Source organism: Streptomyces sp. NPDC001980, assembly GCF_040296885.1.
Taxonomy (GTDB): domain Bacteria; phylum Actinomycetota; class Actinomycetes; order Streptomycetales; family Streptomycetaceae; genus Streptomyces.
In genome coordinates, this window is the sequence record NZ_JBEOYD010000038.1 from 1 (window position 1) to 17,034 (window position 17,034).

Consider the following 17,034-nt stretch of genomic DNA (forward strand, 5'->3'; position numbering starts at 1 on the left):
CCCCTGAAAGGGGCGCGGGGAACTGCGCGACCAGCCCCCACCGGGCCGCAGCCGTAGAACCACTCGATAACGGTTTGCCCCATCGCGGGCACGGCACGCAGAATCCCTGACCATGGGACATCTGGAAGCCGCGCATCTCGAGTACTACCTCCCCGACGGGAGGGCGCTGCTCGGCGATGTGTCGTTCCGGGTGGGCGAGGGGGCCGCCGTCGCCCTCGTCGGACCCAACGGCGCCGGCAAGACCACCCTCCTTCGGCTGATCTCCGGCGAGCTGAAACCGCACGGCGGGACGGTGGCCGTGAGCGGCGGTCTCGGGGTGATGCGCCAGTTCGTGGGTTCCGTACGGGACGAGACGACCGTGCGTGACCTGCTGGTGTCCGTCGCACCGCCCGGGATCCGGGAGGCCGCGCAGGCCGTCGACAAGGCCGAGCACGCGATCATGACCGTCGACGACGAGGCGGCCCAGCTGCGGTACGCGCAGGCCCTCGCCGACTGGGCCGAGGTACGCGGCTACGAGCACGAGACGCTCTGGGACATGTGCACCACGGCCGCGCTCGGGGTGCCGTACGAGAAGGCCCAGTGGCGGCAGGTGCGCACCCTGTCCGGCGGTGAGCAGAAGCGGCTGGTGCTGGAGGCGCTGTTCCGGGGCACCGACGAGGTGCTGCTGCTCGACGAGCCGGACAACTACCTCGACGTGCCCGGCAAGCGCTGGCTGGAACAGCAGCTGAAGGAGACCCGCAAGACGGTTCTGTTCGTCTCCCACGACCGCGAACTCCTCTCCCGCTCCGCCGAGAAGATCGTCTCCGTGGAGCCCTCACCGACCGGCGCCGACGCCTGGGTGCACGGTGGCGGCTTCGCCACCTACCACGAGGCCCGGCGCGAACGCTTCGCCCGCTTCGAGGAGTTGCGCCGCCGCTGGGACGAGAAGCACGCCCAGCTGAAGAAGCTGGTACTGAGCCTCCGTCAGGCCGCCTCCATCTCACACGAGTTGGCGTCCCGGTACGCGGCCGCCCAGACCCGGCTGCGCAAGTTCGAGGAGGCCGGCCCGCCGCCCGAGCCGCCGCGCGAGCAGGACATCAGGATGCGGATCAAGGGCGGCCGTACCGGCGTACGGGCCGTGACCTGCGCGCAGCTCGAACTCACCGGCCTGATGAAACCCTTCGACCTGGAGGTCTTCTACGGCGAACGGGTCGCCGTCCTCGGCTCCAACGGCTCCGGCAAGTCGCACTTCCTGCGGCTGCTGGCCGGCGAGGACGTCGCGCACGCGGGGCAGTGGAAGCTGGGCGCGCGGGTGGTGCCCGGGCACTTCGCGCAGACCCACGCGCATCCCGAGCTGGAGGGCCGGACCCTCCTGGACATCCTGTGGACGGAGCACTCCCAGGACCGTGGCGCGGCGATGTCCCGGCTGCGCCGCTACGAACTCACCCAGCAGTCCGAGCAGAACTTCGACCGGTTGTCGGGCGGCCAGCAGGCCCGGTTCCAGATCCTGTTGCTGGAGCTGCAGGGTGTGACGGCACTGCTCCTGGACGAGCCGACCGACAACCTGGACCTGGAGTCGGCCGAGGCCCTCCAGGAGGGTCTGGAGGCCTTCGACGGCACGGTGCTCGCCGTCACCCACGACCGCTGGTTCGCCCGCTCCTTCGACCGCTATCTGGTCTTCGGCAGCGACGGCCGGGTCCGCGAGACCGCGGAGCCGGTGTGGGACGAGCGCCGGGTGGAGCGGGTGCGGTAGGGCGGCGGGGTGGAGGGCGGCGGGGTGGAGGCGGTGGCCCAGGGAGGCCCGCGCGCCCGGATGTTCGTACAGTGGAGGCAGGAATCCGGACCGCCGGGACCCACACGACGAGCGGGGTACCACCATGACCGGAGTAGACCCCAGCCGGCTGGACGACCAGCAGCTCATGAAGGAGCTGGAGACCATCCACCGGACGCGCCACGACACCCTGCTGTACGGCTCGAACGACGCGCTGCGGGCCCACAACGAGCGCATGGCCCAGCTGGAGGGCGAGTACCTGCGGCGCAACCCGCGCCGTCTCGTCGCCGCCGGCCGTACCCGGGAGGGCGCCCGGGAGCGGAACTGCGCCGAGACGGCGACGCCGGGCGCCACCGCGAGCTGAGGCCGTCGCCGATCGACTGCGCGGGGGCCCGGCCGGGGCATTGCGGTCTCAGCCGGCCGCCGTGGACTCGGCGAGCACGTCGAGGAAGGCCTCGCAGAACGCCTTGAGATCGTCCGGGTTACGGCTGGTGACCAGCTTGTTCGGGCCCCTGTCGCAGACCTCGACCTGCTCGTCGACCCAGGTGCCGCCCGCGTTGCGGATGTCGGTCCGCAGACTCGGCCAGGAGGTCAGCGTCCGGCCGCCCAGGACATCGGCCTCCACCAGCGTCCAGGGCGCGTGACAGATCGCCGCGACCGGCCGGCCGCCGTCGAAGAAGCCCTTCACGAACGTGACGGCCTTGTCGTCCGTTCGCAGGATGTCCGGGTTGGCCACCCCGCCCGGCAGCACGAGCGCCCCGAACGAGTCCGCCGACGCATCGCCGACCACCTCGTCCACCGGAAACGTCTCCGCCTTGTCCAGGTGGTCGAAGGCCTGGATCCGCCCCGGCTCCGTCGACACCAGCACCGGCTCGTGCCCGGCGTCGGAGACCGCCTTCCACGGCTCGGTCAGCTCCACCTGCTCGACGCCCTCGGGCGCGGCCAGAAACGCGATACGCATGATGCTCACTCCCTTCCGAGGCGCGCCGACGGACCGGGCGGCCCGTCGCGCGCGGCTTCGTCCGTTCTCTGCGCCCCCGGCTCACTCCCCGCCGGTCACCGCCTCGGCCAGCGCCAGCAGGCTGCCGTAGCGTGCCGAACGCGGCAGCCGGGAAACCCGCTCGACCAGCGTCTCGGGAGCGTTCTTGCGCCGCAACACGCCGGCCAGCTCCCGCGGCGCCGCGGGGAAGTCGTGCCGGGTCAGGGACCGGTACAACTCCAGCCGTACGCTCTCCGGTGCCGGCCGCCCACCGGTCCCCGCCACCATCGCACCGCGGTACACCTCCGGATCGTCCTCGGCCGGCGGCTCGGGGTCGGTCCACTCCTCGGTACGCGTCGGATGCCCGGACCTGAGCAGGCCCTGGAGCTCGTGCTTCATCTGGTCGTCCCGGTGCACGTTCAGCCGGTCACTGCCTCGCTGCATGTTCTCCCTCCAGGTACGTCAGGGGGTGCGGACCGCGTACCCCGGGGACACGGGGCCGACACGGGGATCCACCCGGGCGTTCCCGACACGCCGGAACCGGGCCGTGACGTCACCCGAAAGGCGGCGCGTGTCCCGCGAATGGGGCCCGGCCGCGCGCGGCGGGGCGGGGGCCGGGCTGTGATGGCTGCGGGGGTACGGGCCCCGTGCCTCCGAGTCGTCCGTGCAAGGAGTTCCTCCCATGCGCCGCACCGTTCGCACCCTGTCCGTCGCCGTCCTGGCGGGTGCCGGGTTCGGCGCCGCCGGCACAGCCGCCGCGGCCACCGGCCCCGCCGCCGGGATCAGCCCCGGCAGTGCCCGGCCGGGCACCGTCGTCACCGTCTCCGTGACCTGCGCTAAGGCCCTCGACGGGCGGGGCGGTGGGCAGGTGCCCGCGGCCATCGACGCCACGTCGTCGGCGTTCGCCGGGCGCACCGTACGGCTGGCCAGGGTCGAGCAGGAGAGCGGCCTCGTCTATCGGGGGACCGCCCGGGTCGTCTCCGGCGACCAGCCGGTGAGTTACACGGAGGGGGACGCGGCGGCGGGTGAGGTGGCCGGGGACGCGGCGGGCGCCGGGCGGGACGGTACCCGGACCGTCGACGGGACCTGCCCGGCGGCGAGCGGTCAGCAGGGACGGCCCTGGAGCACGCACCTGGCCGTCGCGGGGGGCGACGGCGGTACGGCTTCCGTGGGGGACGGCGGCACGTTCCTCCAGGGCGACGGTGGGGCGATGCCGCAGGTCGGCGGTGCGGCCGTGCCGCAGACCGGCAGCGGCGCGGCGCCCCAGGTGGACGGCGGCGCGGCGCCCCAGGTGGACGGCGGGACGGTCACCGGCGGGGACGGCGGGACGGTCACTGGCGGGGACGGCGGGACGGTCACTGGCGGGGACGACGGAACGGGCTTGCGCGGGGACGACGGCATGGTCGCCCGTGGTGACGAGGGCACGGCTCCTCGCGGTGACGCGGGCACCGGCGCCCGTGGTGACGAGGGCACCGGTGCCCGTGGGGACGCGGGCATCGCCGGCCGTGGGGACGACGGCACGGCCTCCCTCGGTGATCGCGGTGACGGTGACGCGGCTTCCCGCGGTGACGTCGGTGCCGTGGACCCTCGGGGAGAGGACGGTGACGTCTCTCACGGGTCTCACGGGAGCGGCGAGCGGCCCTGCTCCGGAGGGCAGCAGTCGTGCGGTGGCGGTGGCGGTGGCGCGCAGGAGTGCGGCGACGCCCGCGACGGTGACGGCTCCTGCGCCGCGGCGGGCGTGCAGCACGGGGTGGCGGCCGGGGACGGCGGCGCCTACAACACGTCCGTACCGGCGCTGGTCGCGGGCGGGATGCTGATCGCGGCGGCCTGCTGCGGCGCCGCGTACCGGCTGTGGGGCGGACGGCCGTACCGGCTGTGGGGCGGGAGGTCCGGCGCGGACGGGTGACCGGGCGGCCGCCGGGTACCCCGGAGCGACCACTCCGGCACCGTACGCACGACCCGGACCGGACAGCACACGGCACCACGGACTGCGCGGAGGCGGACATGCGGCGGACGGATCCCGAGGGCCACGGACCGGCGGCCGGCACCTCCCCGGAGGAGAACGCTCCCGCCTCGCCCGAAGGCCACGGGCCCGTCCGTTACGGGCCGCCCCTGCCCGACGACGGGCTGCCCGTCCTGCCCGAGCTCGCCGCCGTGCTGGCCGCCGCCGCGAACCGGGGCGCGGAGGAGCCCGTCGGCGGCGGACCGGCGCTGCTGGACGCGGCCCGCGGCTACTGGGAACGCCGTGGGCTGCCCGCCCCGCCCGACCGGGTGACCGCAGGACCCGGCGCCCCCGCCCTGCTGCTGGCGTTCACCGCAGCCCTCGGCGGCGACGTCCTGGTGCCGCGCCCCTGCGCCGCCTGGTGGGCGCCGTACGCCCGACTCCTCGGCCGGCCCGTCTTCCACGTGCCCACCCCGGCCGAGTCCGGCGGCGCCCCCGACCCGTACGCGCTGCTGGAGACCGTGCGCCGGGTCCGGGACGAGGGCGGCGACCCCCGGCTGCTCGTGCTCTCCGTCGCCGACGACCCCACCGCCACCGTCGCCCCGCCCGAACTGCTGCACGAGACCGTGGAGGCCGCGACCGGCGCGGGACTGCACCTGGTCAGCGACGAGACCTGGCGCGACACCCTGCACGCCCCGGACGCCACGGTGCTGCTCAGCCCCGCCGAGATGCTCCCGGACCGGGTCACCGTCGTCACCGACCTGGCCGGTGCCCTGCTGCCGGCCGGCTGGCCCGCCGCAGTCGCCCGGTTCCCGGAGGGCGCCACCGGCAGGGTCCTGCACGCGCGCGTGCTCGACATCCTCACGGCACTGGGCGCCCGCCTCGCCGGACCGGTCGCGGTCGCCGCGGGGTACGCGCTCGACGAGCCCGCGCCCGTCACCGCACGCCGCGAGGCCGTCGTACGGCTGCACGCGCGCGTGGCCGCCGCCGCGTACACCGCGGTCGTCGCCGGCGGTGCCCTGGCCCGGCCCCCGCAGGCCGGCCGTCACCTGTACGCCGACCTGGAACCGCTGCGCGCCGCGCTCGGCGTCCACGGGGTCGGCGACGCACAGGAGTTGGAGGACTTCCTCACCGCCCGGCTCGGCATGCCGGCGCCCGGCGGCCACCGCTTCGGCGACGACCTCGGCGCGCTGCGCGTCCGGCTCGCCACCGGCCCGCTGCTCGGCGGCACCGACGCGGAACGCCTGGAATGCCTCACGTCACCCGCACCGTTGGAACTGCCACACGTGCAACGCGCGTTGATGTCCTTGGGGTCGGTACTCGACGATCTCCGCGACGACGCTCAGCGATGGGAGCCTCCTCGATGACGCAGCAGACGCATGAGTCAGGGTCCACGACGACTGCCACCACGACGCCTGCCACGACGACCAGTGAAGCCGATACCGCTACCTGCACGCCGCCGTTCCCGCCGCTCGCCGCCCCCCGGCCGCTGGGCGAACTCCGGGTCTGGCCACGGACCTTCCACGACCGCCTGACCGCCCCGCTGCCCGGCCTCAAGGCCATGGCCCGGTTCGCCCGCGAGGGCTCCGTCCGCCCCGGCCGCGAGGGCCTCGCCGACGTCGGCCGGCTGCCCTGTGAACCCGGCCCGCTGCCCCGCGCGGACACCGACACCGTCGCCGTCACCTGGGCGGGACACGCCAGTTGGGTCGTCCGCCTCGGCGGTCTGACCGTCCTCACCGACCCGGTCTGGTCCCGCCGCATCCTCGGCACCCCCGCCCGCGTCACCCCGGTCGGTGTCCCCTGGGAGACGTTGCCGCGCGTCGACGCGGTCGTCATAAGCCACAACCACTACGACCACCTCGACGCCCCCACCCTGCGCCGTCTCCCGCGCGACACCCCGGTGTTCGTGCCGGCCGGGCTGGGCCGCTGGTTCCGGCGCCGCCGCTTCACCACCGTGACCGAGCTGGACTGGTGGGAGGCGGCCGAACTGTCCGGGGTCCGCTTCGACTTCGTCCCCGCCCACCACTGGTCCAAGCGCACCCTCACCGACACCTGCCACAGCCTCTGGGGCGGCTGGGTCCTCACCGCACCCGACGGCGGCCGCGTCTACTTCGCCGGTGACACGGGCTACGGCCACTGGTTCTCCCGCATCGGCCGCCGCTACCCCGGCATCGACCTCGCCCTGATGCCCATCGGTGCCTACGACCCCCGCTGGTGGCTCAGCGACGTCCACCTGGACCCGGAGGAGGCGGTACGGGCCACGGAGGACCTGAGGGCGAGGCGGATGGCCCCGATGCACTGGGGGACCTTCATCCTCTCGGCGGAACCGGTCCTGGAACCGCTGATGCGGGCACGGGCGGCTTGGGAGAGGGCGGGGCGGGAGCGGGAGGATCTGTGGGACCTGCCGGTGGGAGGTTCGAGGGTTCTGGAGCGGACTCTGTTCTGAGGCATCGTCGATCGGAGCGCCGCGACCGACCCTCACGCACCCGCGCCCCGCAACGCACCGTCACACGGCAGATCGAACCCGCCGCCACGCACTCGGCGCCACACTGATGACGACCGTCAGCCCCACCGCAGCCACCACCCCTTCCCACGGCTCCGGAAACAGCGACCCGCCCAGAATCCCGATCACCTGATACGTCACCGCCCACGCCAGACAGGCCGGCGCATTCCCCCGCGCGAACCGCCGCAAGGGCCACTCCGCCAGCAGACACGCCAGCATCACGGGAATGCGACCGGCCGGCACCAGCCGGGACAGCACCAGCACGGCAACCCCGTGCTCGGCCAACTTCCCCTGCGCCTGCTCCAGCCGCTCCTCCGGCGCCCGCGCCCGTATCGCCTCCAGCCACCGCGACCCGTTCTTCGACCGCAGCCCCCGCCGCCCCAGCCAGTACAGCGCCGCATCCCCCAGGAAGGCCGCCAGCGACGCCGTCACGAACACCAGCGCCAGCGCGAACGGCGCCGTCTGATGGAACGCCACCACCGCGGCCGAACTCACCAGCGCCCCCGTCGGTACCACCGGCACCAACGCCCCGATCAGCACCAGCAGGAACAGCGTCGGATACCCGATCGCCTGCCGCGTGGACTCGGTCGAGGTGGAGGTCGCCGCCGTGGAGCCGGCGGCGGCCGCCATGACCACCAGCAGCCTCACCGCGCGGCCTCCAGCCGCACGCTCTCCCCGTGGCCGAGCTTGTGCACCGCCACCTGCGGCGCGTACTCGGCCGCGAGGCGCACGAACTCGTCACCGGGCGCATGGAACTCGTGCGGCCGTACCCCGTCCATGCCGATCGGCCAGTACGTCCCGTAGTGCACCGGCACCGCGCTGCGCGGCGCCAGCCGCGCCAGTGCCCGCGCCGCCCGTCCGGCGTCCAGGTGGCCCTCCCCGAGGTACGGGCCCCAACCGCCGACCGGCAGCAGGGCCACGTCCACCGGCCCGACCGCCTCGGCCATCTCGTCGAACAGCCCGGTGTCTCCGGCGAAGTACGTCCGCGCCGCGCCCTCGACGACGTATCCCAGGGCGGGCGAGCGGTGCGGTCCGACGGGCAGCCGGCGGCCGTCGTGCCGTGCGGGTACGGCCCGTACGAGGAGGGGACCGACGGGTATCTCGTCCCCGGCCTCGACCTCGGTGATCAACAGCCGGCGGAGGCGCCGGAGCGCGGGGACCGCCCGTGGTGCGCCCCGGGGCACCAGCAGGCGCGTGCCCGGGGCGAGACCGGCGAGCGAGGGGACGTGCAGATGGTCCGCGTGCAGGTGGGAGACGAGCGCCAGGTCCGCGCGGCGGGCCTCGGGCGGTGGCGGGGCGCCCCGGCGGCGGCGCAGGTGCGCGAGCCGGCGCGCGAACAGAGGATCGGTGAGCAGGCGTATGCCCGAATCCTCGATCGTGCAGGTGGCGTGACCCCACCAGGTGATCTCCACCGGCACCTCTTTGCCTCCTTCGCGCGACTCCCCGAAGCCTACGTGCAGGAGTAGGGTCGGCGGCGAAACCCGGAGGTGAGGGGGGACGCCATGGGACAGGTGCGGGGTGCCTCCGGCGGGCTCGCGTTGGTGCGGGTGACCGCGATCGCGAGTCTGACGCCCCTGGAGGAACTGGAGATCGACCCCTTCCTGGTCGACTCCCGCAGCCAGCACGCGATGTGTGCGCGCTGGGCCGTGGAACACGGCTACGTCATCGCCCGCGAACTCCTGGTCCGCGGCCTGCGCCCCGACCACAGCGCCCTGTGGACCGGCGTCCGGCCCGGCCTCGACGTCTTCGTCGCCCCGAGCAGACGGGTCCTGGAGAGCGCGCTGTCGTCGGTCGAGGACTTCATGGCGGAGTGCGCGAGACGCGGGGTCCGGGTGGAGACGGTGGGCCGTGCGGAACCGCGCTACGACGCCCGGATGAAGGCCATGATCCACCGCAGGCTGTCCATGCCGACGGCGGGGTACGACGGGCGGTAGGGCCGGGGCCGTCGAGCAGCGGAGCTGTGCCCCGCCGGTCGGGCAGCCGCGGGCACGGCACCGCCGGACACCGCCGTCGTGGCGGGCCACCGCTGCGGCGGACTCGGAGAACCGACCCCGCACAGGCTCTTTGCGGGCATCGGCTCCCCTGCATCCGCCGCCACGGCGCCCAGCTCCCGCAGCCGTGTCCGGCGGTGCCGACCCCACCGTGACCGACCGCTTCCGGCCCGCCCGCATGTGACAGTGTTGGCGCGAGCAGACCCGCATCCGGCGCGGGTCGCGGACGTGAGGTCGGTGGGGCGTGCGGTGGCGGCGGGTCGTCAGTCAGGTCGGGCGGAGCGTCACGGTGTGGGCGGTGTCCACCGTCACCATGCTGGTCCTCGCCGGCATCCTGCCCGACTTCCAGCTCCAGTCACCCGACGGTGACAGCGCCACCCGCGTCGCCGTGACCGCCGCCCTCGGCGCCGGCGCCTTCGGTGTGCTCTCGGCCGTCGTCTGGCCCCTCCTCGTACGGCTGCTGCTGCTCGTGCCCGCCCTCGTCCTAGGCCTGCTGGTCTTCTTCCTCAACGGCTCCCTCCTTCTCGTCGCCCTGCGCATCAACCCCTCCGGGCAGAGCGAGGCCGCGCCGGAGACCGCCGTGATCGTGGCCGCCGTGATGTCCGCCGTCGCCTCCGCCACCGGCGGTGCCCTCGCCGTCCGCGACGACGACGCCTACGGCCACCGGCTCTCCCGGCTCGCCATCCGCCGCCGCAGATCCCACCCGCCCTGCCCGGCCACCCCCGGCACCGTCTTCCTCCAGCTCGACGGAGTCGGGCACGACGTCCTGACCGCCGCGGTCGCCAAGGGCCTGATGCCGACCGTCGCCGGATGGCTCGCCACCACCCACCGGCTCACCCCCTGGCGCACCGACTGGTCCAGCCAGACCGGCGCCAGCCAGCTCGGCATCCTGCACGGCTCCAATGTCGACGTCCCGGCCTTCCGCTGGTACGAGAAGGACAGCCGCGAGGTGATGGTCTGCAACCGGCCGACCAGCGCCGCCGAACTCCAGCGCCGGGCGGTCGAGCGCACCGCCGACGGGGGACTGCTCACCCTGGACGGCGCCAGCCGCGGCAACCTGTTCGGCGGCGGCGCCGACGAACAGGCCCTCGTCCTGTCGATAGCCACCCGCCGCCGCGGCCGGGAGAACCGTTCCCGCGCCGGTTACTTCGCGTACTTCGCGGACCCGGCCAACGCCGTCCGCACCGCGCTCTCCTTCTTCGCCGAGGTCGGCCGGGAGATCGGCCAGTCCACCGTGGCCCGGCTCCGCAAGCAGCGCCCGCGCGTCAGCCGCGGCGGCCTCTACCCCTTCGTCCGCGCCTTCGCGACCGTCGTGGAACGGGACGTCGTCGTCGCCGCCGTCATGGGCGACCTGCTCGTCGGCCGCACCGCCGTCTACGCCGACCTGGTCGCCTACGACGAGGTCGCCCACCACTCAGGCCCGCACAGCCGGGACGCCGAGAAGGTGCTGCAACGCCTGGACCGCGCCCTCGCCCTGATCGAGAAGGCCGCCGAACACGCCCCACGGCAGTACCGGATCGTCGTCCTGTCCGACCACGGCCAGAGCCCCGGAGAGACCTTCCACACCCGCTACGGCCTCGGCCTCGGCGACCTGGTCCGGGCCGGCTGCGGACTGCACGTGCCGCGCAAGGCCGAGCGAACCCACAGCGGTACGGAGGCGCGGGCCGCCGTCCGCGCGGCGCTGCGCAGGCCCGTCGAGGAGGGCGGCGAGAAGCACCGGCCGACGCGGGACTCGGAGCCGATCGTGCTCGCCTCCGGCAACCTCGGCCTGGTCTCCTTCCCGGACGTGCCGCACCGCATGACCAAGGAGGAGCTGGACGCCCGTCATCCCGCGCTGCTCACCACCCTCGCCAACCATCCCGGCATCGGGTTCCTGCTGGTGCGCAGCGAGGAGCACGGCGGGGTGGTGCTCGGCGCGTACGGCGCGGAGATCCCGCTCGACCGGCTCGACGGCCTCGCGGGGCCGCTGGCGGTCTTCGGGGCGGGCGCGGCCGACGCCGTACGGCGGACGCACTCCTTTCCGCACACCGCCGACATCATGGTCAACTCCTGGTACGACGCGGAGAGCGGCGAGGTGCTGGCGTTCGAGGAGCAGATCGGGTCGCACGGGGGGTTGGGGGGCGCTCAGGGGCGGCCGTTCCTGTTGTCGCCGGTCTGCGTCTCCGCTCCGGTGGGGGAGGGGGAGGAGCTTGCGGGGGCCGAGGCCGTGCATGGGGTGCTGCGGCGGTGGCTTCGGGAGGCGGACGGGCCGCAGGTTCCCTTGCCTGCGGAGGAGGGGGAGAGGGCCGCGTAGTTCGTTGGCTGCGGGCCGGTGGGGGGTGTTCGCGCCCGCGCGGCGGAGCCGAAAATCGATACAGCCCCGCGCCCCTCAAGGGGCGCTCCAGCTCGGCCCCGGATAAATCGGCTGCGTTCCTCTCGCTCCCGGCTCACACTGTTCGAGTCGCAAACCTCTCGAACACCCCCCAAGGAGCAGCCTCTTGCAGGCAGCCGTGACCGTCACGCCCTCCCGTATCCCCGAACTCCTCCTCGGACTCGCCACCGTCCGGCCCGTCTTCATCTGGGGCGCCCCCGGCATCGGGAAGTCCTCCCTGGTGCGGGAGTTCGCCGAATCGCTCGGGCTGGAGTGCGTGAGCCTGCTGGGTACGCAGCTCGCGCCCGAGGACCTGATCGGGGTTCCGCAGATCCGGGACGGGCGGTCGGTGTTCTGTCCGCCCGAGTCGATCGCCCGGGACGAGCCGTACTGCCTCTTCCTCGACGAGCTGAACGCGGCCACCCCCGATGTGCAGAAGGCGTTCTACTCGCTGATCCTCGACCGGCGCATCGGCACCTACGAGTTGCCCAAGGGGTCGATCGTCATCGGCGCCGGCAACCGGGCCACCGACAACGCCCTCGCCCGGCCCATCGCCTCCGCGCTCGTCAACCGGCTGGCCCACGTCCATCTGGAGGCCTCCGCGCACGACTGGCTCGCCTGGGCCGCGGCCAACGGCATCCACCCGTGGATCCTGGACCACCTCACCGACCGGCCCGACCACCTGTGGTCCAAGCCGCCGAAGACCGAGGAGCCCTTCTCCACCCCGCGCTCCTGGCACATGCTCTCCGACGCCCTGCACTCCTTCGGACGCGATCTGGACGAGGAGACGCTGAAGGTGCTGGCGCACGGCACGCTGACCCCTGCGCACGCCACCGCCTTCTGCGGATACGTCAAGATCGTGCGCAGCCGGTTCGGGATCGAGGCCATCCTGAAGGGGGACGCGGGCTGGCCGCCCCGGACCGAGGACCGCGACCTGCTCTACTACCTCGCCGAGTCGTTCCGGGGGCGGCTCGTCAAGGAACTGCCCGCCGACAAGGAGCACATGTCGGCGAACGGACGGCAGACCGCGTACCGCGCCAAGTCGCTGCTGGTGCAGCTCGCCGAGATCTCCGTCGAGGTCGCCCAGACCGTCATCGCCTCCGACGCCGACGGCAACCCGGTCCTGCCCGCCTGGTTCCTGATCGAGGCGGCCCGGGACATGCCCCGGCTGGTGGAGGCCCGGCGATGAGCCGGGCCGCCGCCCGCAAGAAGCAGGACCCGGCCGCAGAGAACTTCGCGGCCGGCGTCGAGCTGCTCCGGGCCAACCCCGCCCTGCGGGCGGTGGAGTTCACGATCTGCCGGCACGAGAAGTGTGAACTCGCCCCCCGGGAGGGGCTGGTGCGCGCGGACTCCGACGGGGTGCTGCACGCGCACGCCACCCGGCGGGCCGAACCCGCAGAGTGGGCCTGGGCGTTGGCGCACTGCACCATCCACCTCGGCTTCGGCCACCTGCCGGCCACCACCGGACCGCGTACCCAGCCCGACCGCTACGACCTCGCCGCCCGCTGCACCGTCGTCAACCGCTTCCTGGAGACCTTCCCGATCGGCGAGGCCCCCGACCACCTGCCCGCCTCCTACCCGGAGGGCGACGAGGAACGGCTCGCCGCCGGCTGGCGCCGGACCGGCGGCATTCCGACCGCGTACGAGCACGGTGGCACGAGCGGCGGTGAGCCCGACCAGCTCCTCCTCTCCTGGAACAAGTGGGCCGGCCAGGTCCCCGACTGGCAGGTCGGGTTCGCGCACGCGCTGACCCGCACCATGTCGCGGGCGATGGACCTGGCCGGCGGCCGCCGCACCTCCATGACCGGCCCGCCCACCCCGCTGCGCCCCTGGGAACAGGCACTGAGCTGGTTCGTCTCCTCGTACCCGCTGCTCGGCGGCATCGCGGCCGGCATCAAACTGGTCGCCGACGCCGAACTGGCCCGCGCCCACGACATCGCCGTCGCCGCGGTCAACCCCGAGGCCGGCGAGATCTACGTCAACCCGCTGCGGACCATGGACGACGAGGAGTGGCGGTTCGTCCTCGCCCACGAGATGCTGCACGCCGCCCTGCGCCACGGCGACCGCCTCGGCAGCCGCGACCCCTACCTCTTCAACATCGCCTGCGACTACGTCATCAACGGCTGGCTGGTCGAGATGCGCGTCGGCACCATGCCCGAAGGGCTGCTGTACGACGCCGAGTTGAAGGGGCTGTCGGCCGAGGAGGTGTACGACCGGATCGCCGTCGACCTGAGGAGGATGCGGCGGCTCGCCACGCTGCGCGGCAAGGGGCGCGGTGACGTGCTGGGCGCGCCGCTCGGGCCGCCCGGCGCGTATGTCGACCTCGACGAGTTCTACCGGCGCGGACTGTGCCAGGGGCTCGACCTGCACCAGACACAGGACCGGGGCCTGCTGCCCGGCGGCCTGGTCGAGGAGATCCGCGCACTCAGCCATCCGCCGCTGCCCTGGGACGCCCGACTGGCCCGGTGGTTCGACGAGTTCGTGCCGCGCCCGGAGGCCGTACGGTCGTACGCCCGCCCCTCGCGCCGGCAGTCGTCCACCCCGGACATCCCGCGCGCCGGCCGGTACTTCCCGCCCGAGGAGGTCGCCCGGTGCACCTTCGGCGTGGTCCTCGACACCTCCGGCTCCATGGACCGCACCCTGCTCGGCAAGGCCCTCGGCGCGATCGCCTCCTACGCCGAGGCCCGTGACGTACCGGCCGCGCGTGTCGTCTTCTGCGACGCGGCCCCGCACGACGCCGGCTACCTCCCGACCACCGAGATCGCCGGCCGGGTCCGGGTGCACGGCCGCGGCGGTACGGTCCTGCAGCCCGGCATCGACCTGCTCCAGCGCGCCGACGACTTTCCGCCCACCGCGCCGGTCCTCGTGATCACCGACGGCTGGTGCGACGTCCTGCGGGTGCGCCGCGAGCACGCCTATCTGATCCCGGACGGACGTCGCCTGCCGTTCACCCCCCGTGGGCCGGTCTTCCGGGTGCGGTGAGCCCTGATGTGATCGGATGGGGGCGAGCGAACCGGTTCATTCGCCTTCATCGCCGAAAGGAACAACCGTGGCTACCACGCGCACCGCACACACCGTCTGGGAAGGCAGCCTGACCGAGGGCAACGGTGTCATCACCTTCGACTCCTCCGGTATCGGCGAGCAGCCCGTCACGTGGGCCTCGCGCTCCCAGGAGGCGAACGGCAGGACCAGCCCCGAGGAGCTGATCGCGGCCGCCCACTCCAGCTGCTTCTCCATGGCGCTGTCGCACGCCCTGACCGGTGCCGGCACCCCGCCCACCAAGCTGGTCACCAACGCCGACGTCACCTTCCAGCCGGGCACCGGCATCACCGGCATCCACCTGACCGTCGAGGGCACCGTCCCCGGCCTGGACGCGGACGGCTTCGTCGCCGCCGCCGAGGACGCCAAGAAGAACTGCCCGGTCAGCCAGGCCCTGACCGGCACCACCATCACCCTGGACGCGAAGCTCGCCTGACCGCCGTACCCGCCGCGATGCCGCGCCCCCCTTCCGCGGGGGGCGCGGCATCGTCGTTTACGGGGTACCCGGCATTGACAACAGCTCGCTCAAGTTTTGTGCTGGAGTCGAGGAAGCGCCCGGGCGGAAAGGGGACGGACATGGCACGTGCGGTCGGTATCGACCTCGGTACGACGAACTCGGTGGTGGCCCTGCTGGAGGGCGGTGAGCCCACCGTCGTCGCCAATGCCGAGGGGGCGCGCACCACCCCGTCGGTCGTGGCCTTCGCGAAGAACGGCGACGTGCTGGTCGGCGAGGTCGCCAAGCGGCAGGCGGTGACCAACGTGGACCGCACCGCGCGCTCGGTCAAGCGGCACATGGGCGACGCGGCCTGGCGGTTCCCGGAGAGCGGGAGCGTCGACGGAACGCGCTTCCGGGCCCAGGAACTGTCGGCGCGGGTGCTGCAGAAGCTCAAGCGGGACACCGAGGCCTACCTCGGCGAGGACGTCACCGATGCGGTGATCACCGTACCCGCGTACTTCGACGACGCCCAGCGGCAGGCCACCAAGGAGGCCGGGGAGATCGCCGGCCTGAAGGTGCTGCGGATCATCAACGAGCCGACCGCCGCCGCGCTCGCCTACGGCCTGGACCGGGGCGAGGAGCAGACGGTCCTCGTCTTCGACCTCGGGGGCGGCACCTTCGACGTGTCGCTCCTGGAGATCGGCGACGGAGTGATCGAGGTGAAGGCCACCAACGGTGACACGCATCTGGGTGGCGACGACTGGGACCAGCGGATCGTCGAGCATCTCGTGAAGCGGTTCAAGGGGCAGTACGGCATCGACCTGAGCAACGACAAGATGGCCGTGCAGCGGCTGCGCGAGGGCGCCGAGAAGGCGAAGATCGAGCTGTCCTCGTCGACGGAGACGTCGATCAACCTGCCGTACATCACCGCCTCCGCGGAGGGGCCGCTCCACCTGGAGGAGAAGCTGACGCGGGCTCAGTTCCAGGAGCTCACGGCCGACTTGCTGGACCGCTGCAAGAAACCCTTCCACCAGGCCGTCAAGGACGCGGGCGTGCAGGTGTCGGTGATCGACCACGTCATCCTGGTCGGCGGCTCCACCCGGATGCCCGCCGTCACCGACCTGGTCCGCGAACTCACCGGCAAGGACCCGCACAAGGGCGTCAACCCGGACGAGGTGGTCGCGGTCGGCGCCGCCCTCCAGGCGGGTGTCATCCGCGGCGACGTCAAGGACGTGCTGCTGCTCGACGTCACCCCGCTGTCCCTGGGGATCGAGACCAAGGGCGGCATCATGACCAGGCTCATCGAGCGCAACACCACGATCCCCACCCGGCGTTCGGAGATCTTCACGACCGCGGCCGACAACCAGTCCTCCGTCGGCATCCAGGTCTACCAGGGCGAACGTGAGATCGCCGCGTACAACAAGAAGCTGGGCGTCTTCGACCTCACCGGCCTGCCGCCCGCACCGCGCGGGGTGCCGCAGATCGAGGTGGCCTTCGACATCGACGCGAACGGGATCATGCACGTCTCGGCGAAGGACCTGGCGACCGGCCGCGAGCAGAAGATGACCGTGACCGGCGGCTCCGCCCTCCCCAAGGACGACATCGACCGCATGATGCGGGAGGCCGAGCAGTACGCCGAGGAGGACCGCAAGCGCCGCGAGGCGGCGGAGACCCGGAACCAGGCCGAGCAGCTCGTCTACCAGACCGAGAAGTTCCTCCGGGAGAACGAGGAGCGGGTGCCGGGCGGCACGAAGACCGACGTGGAGGCGGCGATCACCGAGCTGAAGGCGCTGCTGGAGCGGGACGCCGACACCGGCGAGCTGCGGCAGGGGGTGGAGAAGCTGGCGACCGTGAGCCAGCAGATGGGGCAGGCCATGTACGCGAACGCCTCCGCCTCCGGCGGTTCGGCCGAGGAACAGCGGGCGCCGGAGGGCGAGGAGGAGGGTGTGGTGGACGCCGAGATCGTGGACGACGAGAGGGGTGCGGCTGGGTGAGGCACCGCCGGATTCCGCCGTCGTGGCTGAGCGCCGTTGCGGCGGAAAAA

15 protein-coding genes are annotated in these 17,034 nt (G+C 73.2%); 11 read left to right on the top strand and 4 right to left on the bottom strand.

From position 1 onward, the window contains the following. The first annotated feature begins 112 nt into the window (after nucleotides 1-112). Both ABT137_RS39395 and ABT137_RS39400 read left to right on the top strand, forming a co-directional pair. A complete protein-coding gene (locus ABT137_RS39395) occupies nucleotides 113-1,732 on the top strand; it encodes an ABC-F family ATP-binding cassette domain-containing protein (RefSeq protein ID WP_351716454.1) in 1,620 nt (539 codons plus the stop codon). Between the two features lie 124 nt (nucleotides 1,733-1,856). Further along, nucleotides 1,857-2,114, top strand: coding sequence for a DUF6158 family protein (locus ABT137_RS39400; protein WP_351716456.1), 258 nt, complete (start codon nucleotides 1,857-1,859; stop codon nucleotides 2,112-2,114). Between the two features lie 48 nt (nucleotides 2,115-2,162). On the opposite strand, the gene ABT137_RS39405 is transcribed toward ABT137_RS39400, so the two are convergent. Then, nucleotides 2,163-2,711, bottom strand: a complete 549-nt coding sequence (locus ABT137_RS39405; protein WP_351716458.1) for a type 1 glutamine amidotransferase domain-containing protein — start codon at nucleotides 2,709-2,711, stop codon at nucleotides 2,163-2,165. 81 nt (nucleotides 2,712-2,792) lie between these two features. After that, complete coding sequence (locus tag ABT137_RS39410; protein ID WP_351716460.1) at nucleotides 2,793-3,173, bottom strand: DUF2795 domain-containing protein; 381 nt, start codon at nucleotides 3,171-3,173, stop codon at nucleotides 2,793-2,795. 238 nt (nucleotides 3,174-3,411) lie between these two features. Between ABT137_RS39410 and ABT137_RS39415 the strand changes: the two genes are divergently transcribed. The 3 genes from ABT137_RS39415 (at nucleotide 3,412) to ABT137_RS39425 (ending at nucleotide 7,117) form a co-directional block, all read left to right on the top strand. After that, nucleotides 3,412-4,635 (top strand): hypothetical protein, encoded by a 1,224-nt coding sequence (locus tag ABT137_RS39415; RefSeq protein ID WP_351716462.1) that lies wholly within the window; start codon nucleotides 3,412-3,414, stop codon nucleotides 4,633-4,635. A 98-nt stretch (nucleotides 4,636-4,733) separates the two neighbouring features. Continuing rightward, nucleotides 4,734-6,038 (top strand): aminotransferase class I/II-fold pyridoxal phosphate-dependent enzyme, encoded by a 1,305-nt coding sequence (locus ABT137_RS39420; RefSeq protein WP_351716464.1) that lies wholly within the window; start codon nucleotides 4,734-4,736, stop codon nucleotides 6,036-6,038. Beyond that, nucleotides 6,035-7,117 carry an MBL fold metallo-hydrolase gene (locus ABT137_RS39425; protein ID WP_351716466.1) on the top strand — a complete coding sequence of 361 codons (1,083 nt, stop codon included), beginning with the start codon at nucleotides 6,035-6,037 and terminating at the stop codon, nucleotides 7,115-7,117. Before ABT137_RS39420 ends, ABT137_RS39425 begins: the two co-directional genes overlap by 4 nt. A gap of 60 nt (nucleotides 7,118-7,177) precedes the next feature. Here the strand turns inward: ABT137_RS39425 and ABT137_RS39430 are convergent, their stop codons facing one another. Next, nucleotides 7,178-7,804: a DedA family protein gene (locus ABT137_RS39430; protein ID WP_351716607.1), complete on the bottom strand. Its 627-nt coding sequence runs from the start codon at nucleotides 7,802-7,804 to the stop codon at nucleotides 7,178-7,180. Nucleotides 7,805-7,818: 14 nt separating this feature from the next. After that, complete coding sequence (locus ABT137_RS39435; RefSeq protein WP_351716468.1) at nucleotides 7,819-8,592, bottom strand: MBL fold metallo-hydrolase; 774 nt, start codon at nucleotides 8,590-8,592, stop codon at nucleotides 7,819-7,821. An 84-nt stretch (nucleotides 8,593-8,676) separates the two neighbouring features. On the opposite strand from ABT137_RS39435, the gene ABT137_RS39440 reads away from it, so the two are divergent. The 6 genes from ABT137_RS39440 to dnaK all read left to right on the top strand — a co-directional run bounded on the left by ABT137_RS39440 (nucleotide 8,677) and on the right by dnaK (nucleotide 16,984). Further along, entirely contained in the window at nucleotides 8,677-9,108 is a 432-nt protein-coding gene (locus ABT137_RS39440) for a hypothetical protein (protein ID WP_351716471.1), read from the top strand. 346 nt (nucleotides 9,109-9,454) lie between these two features. Further along, nucleotides 9,455-11,458 carry an alkaline phosphatase family protein gene (locus ABT137_RS39445; protein WP_351716609.1) on the top strand — a complete coding sequence of 668 codons (2,004 nt, stop codon included), beginning with the start codon at nucleotides 9,455-9,457 and terminating at the stop codon, nucleotides 11,456-11,458. Between the two features lie 184 nt (nucleotides 11,459-11,642). Next, entirely contained in the window at nucleotides 11,643-12,704 is a 1,062-nt protein-coding gene (locus ABT137_RS39450; RefSeq protein ID WP_351716473.1) for an ATP-binding protein, read from the top strand. Then, the gene (locus tag ABT137_RS39455; RefSeq protein ID WP_351716475.1) at nucleotides 12,701-14,497 is read left to right on the top strand and encodes a vWA domain-containing protein; all 1,797 of its coding nucleotides are present in this window, start codon (nucleotides 12,701-12,703) and stop codon (nucleotides 14,495-14,497) included. Before ABT137_RS39450 ends, ABT137_RS39455 begins: the two co-directional genes overlap by 4 nt. A 67-nt stretch (nucleotides 14,498-14,564) precedes the next feature. Further along, nucleotides 14,565-14,990, top strand: coding sequence for an OsmC family protein (locus ABT137_RS39460; protein WP_351716477.1), 426 nt, complete (start codon nucleotides 14,565-14,567; stop codon nucleotides 14,988-14,990). A gap of 140 nt (nucleotides 14,991-15,130) precedes the next feature. Further along, nucleotides 15,131-16,984 (top strand): molecular chaperone DnaK, encoded by a 1,854-nt coding sequence (gene dnaK, locus ABT137_RS39465; protein WP_351716478.1) that lies wholly within the window; start codon nucleotides 15,131-15,133, stop codon nucleotides 16,982-16,984. Nucleotides 16,985-17,034: the final 50 nt, after the last annotated feature.